Origin of the sequence: Clostridium sp. AF29-8BH, assembly GCF_003478145.1 — a bacterium.
Taxonomy (GTDB): Bacteria; Bacillota; Clostridia; order Lachnospirales; family Lachnospiraceae; genus Otoolea; species Otoolea fessa.
The window spans coordinates 1-8223 of sequence record NZ_QUEL01000039.1; the positions used below are offsets into that span (position 1 = coordinate 1).

At 37.3% G+C, this 8223-nt stretch carries 8 protein-coding genes; 7 read left to right on the plus strand and 1 reads right to left on the minus strand.

All coding sequences use genetic code 11. The features are described from left to right. Positions 1-216 precede the first annotated feature (216 nt). The 6 genes from glmS to DWZ16_RS14830 all read left to right on the plus strand — a co-directional run bounded on the left by glmS (position 217) and on the right by DWZ16_RS14830 (position 6234). Entirely contained in the window at positions 217-2058 is a 1842-nt protein-coding gene (gene glmS, locus DWZ16_RS14805; RefSeq protein WP_118523139.1) for a glutamine--fructose-6-phosphate transaminase (isomerizing), read from the plus strand. 32 nt (positions 2059-2090) lie between these two features. Beyond that, positions 2091-2405, plus strand: coding sequence for a hypothetical protein (locus DWZ16_RS14810; RefSeq protein ID WP_118523140.1), 315 nt, complete (start codon positions 2091-2093; stop codon positions 2403-2405). Positions 2406-2449: 44 nt separating this feature from the next. Continuing rightward, positions 2450-3229 carry an acyltransferase family protein gene (locus DWZ16_RS14815; RefSeq protein WP_243022050.1) on the plus strand — a complete coding sequence of 260 codons (780 nt, stop codon included), beginning with the start codon at positions 2450-2452 and terminating at the stop codon, positions 3227-3229. A gap of 30 nt (positions 3230-3259) precedes the next feature. After that, positions 3260-4174 (plus strand): nucleotidyltransferase family protein, encoded by a 915-nt coding sequence (locus DWZ16_RS14820; protein WP_107001627.1) that lies wholly within the window; start codon positions 3260-3262, stop codon positions 4172-4174. 37 nt (positions 4175-4211) lie between these two features. Beyond that, a complete protein-coding gene (locus DWZ16_RS14825; RefSeq protein ID WP_118523142.1) occupies positions 4212-5423 on the plus strand; it encodes a hypothetical protein in 1212 nt (403 codons plus the stop codon). Positions 5424-5487: 64 nt separating this feature from the next. Next, the gene (locus DWZ16_RS14830) at positions 5488-6234 is read left to right on the plus strand and encodes a hypothetical protein (protein WP_118523143.1); all 747 of its coding nucleotides are present in this window, start codon (positions 5488-5490) and stop codon (positions 6232-6234) included. A gap of 119 nt (positions 6235-6353) precedes the next feature. Here the strand turns inward: DWZ16_RS14830 and DWZ16_RS14835 are convergent, their stop codons facing one another. Next, positions 6354-7565 carry an IS110 family transposase gene (locus DWZ16_RS14835; RefSeq protein ID WP_118523144.1) on the minus strand — a complete coding sequence of 404 codons (1212 nt, stop codon included), beginning with the start codon at positions 7563-7565 and terminating at the stop codon, positions 6354-6356. Between the two features lie 361 nt (positions 7566-7926). On the opposite strand from DWZ16_RS14835, the gene tnpA reads away from it, so the two are divergent. Further along, the coding region (gene tnpA / locus DWZ16_RS14840; RefSeq protein ID WP_118523145.1) for an IS200/IS605 family transposase at positions 7927-8223 on the plus strand (297 nt) is incomplete at its 3' end.

An 8223-nucleotide genomic window follows, 5' to 3' on the forward strand; every position in this document is an offset into this window, starting at 1 on the left:
AAGACGAATTGTTTAATAAATTGCTGTCTTATTCCACTGCTAGGAATGAATTTTGGTCTGTCTTATTCCACTGCTAGGAATGAATTTTGGTCTAAAGAAATGTTAAAAGAAATAAAAATATGGAAGAAAAAAGAAAAGAAAAGAATTATAAGGATGTATAGAAGATAATTTGTTATATGGGTAATAATACATATAAAAAAAACTGGAGATGAAATCGTGTGCGGAATAGTAGGATATATAGGAGATAAACAAGCGGCTCCAATCCTTTTGGCGGGTTTGGAAAAGCTGGAATATAGAGGCTATGATTCGGCTGGATTAGCAGTTAGAGAAGGTTCTGGAGTAGTTCGGATTGTAAAATCAAAAGGAAGGCTCAAAGCTTTAAAAGAGAAGACAAATGATGGGAATTCATTACGCGGAAATTGTGGAATTGGACATACTCGTTGGGCGACTCACGGGGAACCTTCTGAATTAAACGCTCATCCTCATGCAACTGAGGATAGAGAGGTTGTTGGAGTCCATAATGGTATCATAGAAAATTATCAGGAACTCAGAGATAAATTAATAAAAAAAGGATATCCTTTTTATTCAGACACAGATACAGAAGTTGCTGTTAAATTGGTTCATTATTATTATAAAAAGTACAAAAAGGGACCTCTTGATGCGATAGCGAAATCTCTGTCAAGAATTCGCGGTACATATGCTTTGGCGTTTATATTTAAAGAATATCCTGAAGAGATTTTTGTGGCGCGACAGGATAATCCCATGATATTAGGACAAGGAATAGGGGAAACGTTTATAGCATCTGATGTGCCTGCGTTATTACCTTATACACGTAAGATCTATTATATCGGAAATCGAGAAATAGCTTGCTTGCATAAGGGTAATATTACTTTTTATAATATTGATCAGGAAGAAATAAAAAAAGAATTGGTCGAAATAAAATGGAATGCAGAAGCAGCTGAAAAAAATGGATATGAACATTTTATGATAAAAGAGATTCATGAACAACCGAGAGCAATCAAGAATACTTTGAATTCTGTAATAAAAGATGGAGTGATAGACCTAACATCCAGTGGATTAAAGAAAGAGATAATTGAAGCAACAGAACAAATCTATATCGTAGCATGTGGTTCAGCATATCATGCAGGAGTAGCATTGCAATATGTAATGGAAGATTTGGCGCGTATACCAGTTCGAGTAGAATTGGCATCTGAATTTAGATATAGAAATCCGATTTTGGAAAAAAATAGTTTAGTAATTGTAATTAGCCAATCGGGTGAAACAGCGGATACACTAGCAGCTCTTCGATTAGCTAAAAACAAAAAAATTCCTACTTTAGCGATTGTAAATGTGATTGGCTCAACTATTGCCAGGGAAGCAGATTATGTATTTTATACTTTGGCTGGGCCAGAAATTTCGGTAGCTACAACAAAAGCGTATAGTGCGCAATTAATTGCAGGAGATTTATTAGCAATTCAGATGGCTTATATGAAAGGAAAAATAGATTCCGAAGGGTATAAAAAGTTAATTATAGAATTGCAGAAAATTCCGAATTTAATAGAAAAAATCTTATTGGATTCAAAAGAGCGAATTCAATGGTTTGCATCTAAGTATGCAAATGCAAAAGATGTTTTCTTTATAGGACGTGGAATCGATTATGCGGTAAGCATGGAAGGAAGTTTAAAACTAAAAGAGATTAGCTATATTCATTCGGAAGCTTATGCTGCTGGTGAATTAAAACATGGAACAATTAGCTTAATAGAGGATAATATTTTAGTAATAAGCATTTTAACACAAAGTGAATTGTATGAAAAAATGATAAGCAATATGGTTGAAGTTAAATGCCGGGGGGCATATTTAATGGGAATTACCAGTGCTGGAAATTATAAAATAGAAGATACAGTTGATTTTGCATTATATCTTCCTAAAACGGATGAACATTTTATGCCTAGTTTAGCAGTGATTCCGTTGCAATTACTGGGGTATTATGTCAGTGTTTCAAAAGGATTGGATGTGGATAAACCAAGGAATTTAGCTAAGAGTGTAACGGTAGAATAAAGAATCAAAAATAAGAAGGGCTAAAAACTAGGATGGAAACTAAGAAAGACAAATGCCAGTATATTGAAATGTGTCGATTTATTGGATCAATTATGATTTTATGTCATCATTCATATACATTGATGGAACGAACATTTTTTATAGGAGGCTGGGCATTTGTAGAATTTTATTTCATATTAACGGGATATTACACAACCTTACATTTTTCTAAAAGAATGGAAAAATGTAAGGTTGAATGTGATGAAATCTTTTTCTATGTAAAAAATAAGATAAAAAAACTTTATCCTTATGCAGTAGGGGGGGTGATGTTTGGTTTTTTCAACATTATTACACAATGTTCTATGTAAAAAATAAGATAAAAAAACTTTATCCTTATGCAGTAGGGGGGGTGATGTTTGGTTTTTTCAACATTATTACACAATGTTCTGAAAATGACAAAAGTGTTGCTTCTTTTTCACTGATATATAATTTATTATTGCTAAAAGGAAGTGATATAGCAAATTCTTCTTATACCTATGATCCACCTTTGTGGTATATTACGCATTTGATTTTGTTTTTGCCGTTGATTATAATTTTAATGGTCAAAAATGAAAAAATTTATAAATATTTTTTATGCTGGTTTATTCCTATTATGTTATATGCATTGTGCATGGATTATATGAAAAAAATTGCAATTTGGGAAGGCGGAATATTTCAGTGCTTTAGAGGAATCGCTGGATTGACTGTTGGAAGCGCATTGTTTTATATGACAAGATATTATAAAGAAAAAGATGATTTCCCTAAAATGTTATTTCGTATAGCGAGTGTGATTGGATTTATAGGCTTTATTTTTATTACTGTTTTTTTTAGAAATGGTGGAATTGATATTTCAGCGGAGATAATTGCCTATTTAATTATAGTGATGTTTTTTACATTAATGAATGATGAAAATTATATAAAAAATAAGCATATTTATTCGATATGCATTCATTTGGGTGAATTGGCACTTCCAATTTATTGCATCCATTATCCTATTCAAGATTGGATTCAAAGATTATTTCCTTTAAATGGATATTGGTTAAAATTAGGAATGTCAATCGTTTGGTCGGTAATGATTTCAGAATTGATGCTGTTAGTCTGTAAAAAATGGGGAGAACAGAAGAGAATAGTTCAGAAAGAAACAACTCTGTAAATTTGCATCTTTATAGTTATGGAGGAAAACATGAACACAACCCTCATCATCATGGCTGCCGGTATAGGTTCCCGTTTTGGAACCGGTATCAAGCAGCTGGCTAAGATGGCTCCGAATGGAGAGATTATTATGGATTTTTCGATTTACGATGCGAAGGAAGCTGGTTTTACAAAAGTTGTATTTGTAATTCGGAAAGCCATTGAGAAAGAATTTAAAGAAGTGATTGGAAATCGCTTATCTAAGGTTATGCCTGTGGAATATGTCTATCAAGAGTTAGAAGACTTGCCTGAAGGCTATCATGTTCCAGAAGGACGAGTAAAACCATGGGGAACCGGGCAGGCAATTCTGGCTTGTAAAGATGTTGTGAAAGAACCATTTGTGATCATCAATGCAGATGATTATTATGGGAAAGAAGCTTTTTCGAAGCTTCATGAGTTCCTGCTTTCTGGAAATACAGATGCGGATAAGATAAATCTGGCAATGGCAGGCTTTTCTTTAAAGAATACGCTGAGTGAAAACGGAGCGGTTACCAGAGGTGTCTGCGTGGCAGATGAGGCGGGATTCTTGAAAGAGGTCGTTGAAACGACGGGAATTCAGTGTGTAGATGGAAAAATCCAGTGTGATAATGCGAAGGTAAGCAAATGGATCACACCGGATACGATGGTATCCATGAATATGTGGGCCGGATATCCGGATTTTTTGCGGTACATAGATGAAGGATTTGCCAGATTCCTTGATGCATTAGGGGAAAATCCGGAGAAGAAGGAGTATCTTCTCCCAAATATTGTGGCAGAATTGCTTGAAAAGAAGTTAGCTTCCGTAAAAGTTTTGAATACGCCGGACAGATGGATTGGAATTACTTATAAAGAAGATATAGAACCAGCGCAGGAGGGATTCCGACAGATGATAGAGAGTGGATTATATCCGGAAAATTTGTGGGATTAGGATAAAGTAAGAACAAATGAAATTAGAGAGAAACAGGATGGTTGAAGTTTTATTTTACACAGCCGTCCTCACCAAACAATTCTACCTTCTCCCCAGCGGCAGCATCGGCATCGCGGATTTGTTTTTCGCCGTATCAGGTGTTCTGACCTTTGCTCTGGCCCGGAGAAGTGGTAAAAAAATCTGGTATCAGGAGGATCTGCCCTGGGCTGTCTTCCTGATATTTGCAGCTGTCATTAATGGCATTTATTTTGTTCGGACAGGAAAAGGAAGTTTTCCGTTACATACGCTTTATTGGATTTATTCTGCATTCCTGATCTGGACGTTCCGGACACTTTATTCGGATTCGTTTATGCGGGGACTTTGCTGGATATGTCGGATCAATCTGGTGTTTCAGACAATTGTTTTGATTTCCGGACGAGGACGCTATTTTCATGAGAGCTGGGGCGGTTCTCGGTTTATGGGAACGTTTAATGATCCGAACCAGTTTGCTTTTTTCATCTTTACGATGATTCTGGTGCTTTTTATGGAATACCGGCGGAAGGCAGAGTATACAGTCAAGACACGGATTGCGTGCTGGGGAATGTTTTTTTGGGGAGTTCTTCTGATTGGAAAAGCAAAATCAACCGGTATGTTTGTGGGACTGCTTGCCTTTTTTGTAATACTGGCATGGCAGTTTTTCTGGGAAAGATGCACGCACTCAAAGTATAAAAAACTCTGGTGGTTCGGCGGGGCAGCTGTTGTAGTGATGCTGGCGCTGGGCGTCTATCTAATCTGGCCAGGGGCAGATTTTGATGTTTCGCAGACGGATTATACGCTTCTTTCCAGAATCCAGCAGAAAATATGGAAACTGGCAAATGGAAATCTCTATGATCTGCTATATGACAGAAGTGCGGAGCGGCTGGTATTGACGCCTCAGTATCTGTTTTATGGAGCGGGAGAGGGCTTTTTTGAACGTTTTATTCCGTATGATGGATTTGAAAAACTTTTGAGTCCGGGTGTGTTTGATGTATTTCATGTCAATGAGATTCATTCCAGCTTTTTTGATGTGTGGTTTTCGTATGGGCTGATTCCTACCACATTTCTGGTGTATTGGATTGTGAAAAATGTGGTCCGGTGTGAGAAAGCGCAGAGGGCGGCGGTGCTGGCACTTCTGGCAGAGAGTTTTACGCTGATGAACTGCAGGCAGCCGTTTTTCTGGTTTGTTATTGTGATGGCGGGAATGTCTGGGAAGAAGGGAAGAAGGACATGAATTTGAAATACCTCATTCGTATGCCTGCCATTTTGATTTCAGGTATTTTGGCGGGGACTATTTTTTGTGGCTTGCCTTTCTTATACCGGATAAGTTGATTTATGAACATGGTGCAGAGTCAGTGGAAATCTTTACCGGTGAAGGACTCTATCCGTTTGTTGGAAATACGCCGGCGGAAGAATTGGATAACTGGACGGATTCGCTCATGATCCATACAGCCTGTTATCAAAAAGAAGATGCGTCTGCTTTAGAGCGTGCAGTCGCTGCCTATCGACCGGTTTATCAGGATGCAGATCCAATTACATCATTTCGAATGGATGTGAAAGGGATAGATAATGGGATGGAAATAACTTCGTATGCGCGTTATTGGCATGGTTATTTGGTATTCCTGCGCCCACTACTCTTTTTTATGGATTATCAGGGAATTCGGGCACTTACAAATTTGGGAGTTGTGTTTACTCTGCTGCTTATAATAGGAACATTGATTAGGCAGAAACGCTACTGTTTGATACTTCCATTTTTATGTACGGCACTGTTTTTGAGACCGTTGGCGATTGCGTTTTCGATCCAGTTTTCAAGTGTGTATTATGTGATGATATTCAGCCTGTTTTTGATTTTGGTCTGTCGGAATCAAATGGAACAGGACGGGCGCTATCTGTATCTGTTTTTGATAAATGGCATGATAACTGCTTATCTGGATTTACTGACTTATCCTGCGGCAGCACTTGGAATTCCACTGGTATTTTTCCTGGCAACGGGGAAAATGGTTAACTTCCTTGAAAAACGGCACACCGCATTCTCGTTACTTTAGCCTGCAAATAAAAAGTCAAGACTTAATGGGGAAAAAAATATAAAATTTTACATGGTTAAAATTAGGCACTAAAATAAGACCACCACAAGCAGTGCTGGTCTGCAAATAAAAGTTTTGAATTAGCTTGACTCAGAAAGAATACAGAGATATTCCTTCACTCGTCCATAATAAATTCTGAGAAATTTATTAGCGCCTGCAGTCATGTAAACATAGTACGGTTTACCCTGGGCACGTTTTCTGTCCATGAATTGATATACAGGATCATCTTGCGGCATTGTTTTAATAAGAACATCCATTACTTGAAAAAGAGTCTTTCTTAAATTTGAAGACCCACGTTTGGATGTTGGAACACTTTTTTGTGCATAGGAGCCAGACTCGTTTACGCCAGGATCTACCCCGGCGAAAGCAGTAAGGGCTCCTTTATGTGTAAATCTGGTTATATCACCGATCTCAGCCATAAGCTGTGGACCAAAAGATGGACCAATCCCTTTAAACTGCATAACAATCGGGTACTCTGGAAGTTTTGAGGCGGTTTCATTCATGAGAATGCGTATTGTTTCGACGGTAGCGGAAGTGCTGTTAAGCTGAGCGATAGCTTGTCTAATGATGCGTTTGGTTATTTCGTTTTTAGGAAATACCGGGACAAGTTCCGTTGCCTTGGTATAAATTTCTTCGGCTTTTGATTTATTGAAGATATATTTTTTTTGCTTGCACCAGTTTTGATAGTGTTTAACAAAAGAATTTAGAGACATTTTACGAACGCAATCTACATGCCAATACGTATAGACAAAATCAACCCATTTTTGGGAGCCATCACTGCGGAGTGGACTATTAAAATAAGTATTTGCATTTGGGTATGTCTGGTCAATGAGATTAATAAGATTATTTTTCATAGCCGTTTTTTGTTTCACATAGAAATGAAACTGACGATTCATGGCCTTTAGTTGTGTGCGCAATTCATCCACAATACTATATGGTTTAAGATTTTGCCATTTGTCAAGAGCATAGCGGGCGATCTTGATGGAATCAGCTTTGTCAGATTTAACTTTGCGAAGAGAGTCATTATTAAAGTTTTTGACTAGCTTAGGATTAACAGCACTGACAAACAGACCAGCTGCTGAAAATTGCTGAGCAAGTACTTCGTAATAGTGTCCGGTGTGCTCCATTACAATTCGTGATTCACCTTCGATAGAGTGAATAAGTTTAATTAGTGAAAGGATATCACTGGATGTGTGCTTGATCTCAAAAGGAGAGGATACAATCTCACCAAATGGTCTTAGAATTGTAACCATGCTTTTACCTTTTGAAACATCAATACCTACTGCGTTCATAAATTTGTCACTCCTTAAAAATATTACAATGGATAAATACCAGATTTACTCATTACCTGCTCAAACTACTGTGTGTGACACGAATGCACTTAATGTGATTCAACCTGCATAAAACGAACACTGTGAATGAGGAGCTGGTTATCAGTCTAAAGTACGGACGCTAAGTCCTAGTGATGAAGTCGATATACCATTGCATCCTACATTCTAACAGTTTAAGTAATGAGATGGATAAATCCTTACTGGATGTAAGGGGATTACCCATAAGTATATTGTAGTAGTGACGAGTTAGGTGTGCCAAATTTTTTATCAAGATACAGAACTAGTGTTTGTCAAATGCGGGTGCATATGGTATAATATAAACATGGAAAAAGATATATTTACTATTAAGGAAAATTCACTTTCATATGGTAGAGGATATGTGTATTCTTTGCAATATCATCTTGTCTGGTGCACGAAATATCGAAAACAGGTCCTGAAAAATGGGATAGACGCGGAATGTAAAAAAATGTTGTATGAGCTTGCGGAGGAATACAAATTTAGGATTCTGGTGATGGAGGTTATGCCAGATCATATTCATTTACTTCTGGATTGCAAACCGCAATTTTTTATATCAGACATGATAAAGATTATGAAGGGGAATCTGGCACGTCAGTTGTTT

Excerpts from the sequence above, each read along its gene's own strand:
- DWZ16_RS14810 (WP_118523140.1), top strand. The coding sequence starts at position 2,091 with ATGGAAACTAAGAAAGACAAATGCCAGTATATTGAAATGTGTCGATTT.
- DWZ16_RS14815 (WP_243022050.1), top strand. The coding sequence starts at position 2,450 with ATGTTTGGTTTTTTCAACATTATTACACAATGTTCTGAAAATGACAAA.
- DWZ16_RS14820 (WP_107001627.1), top strand. The coding sequence starts at position 3,260 with ATGAACACAACCCTCATCATCATGGCTGCCGGTATAGGTTCCCGTTTT.
- DWZ16_RS14825 (WP_118523142.1), top strand. The coding sequence starts at position 4,212 with ATGGTTGAAGTTTTATTTTACACAGCCGTCCTCACCAAACAATTCTAC.
- DWZ16_RS14835 (WP_118523144.1), bottom strand. The coding sequence starts at position 7,565 with ATGAACGCAGTAGGTATTGATGTTTCAAAAGGTAAAAGCATGGTTACA.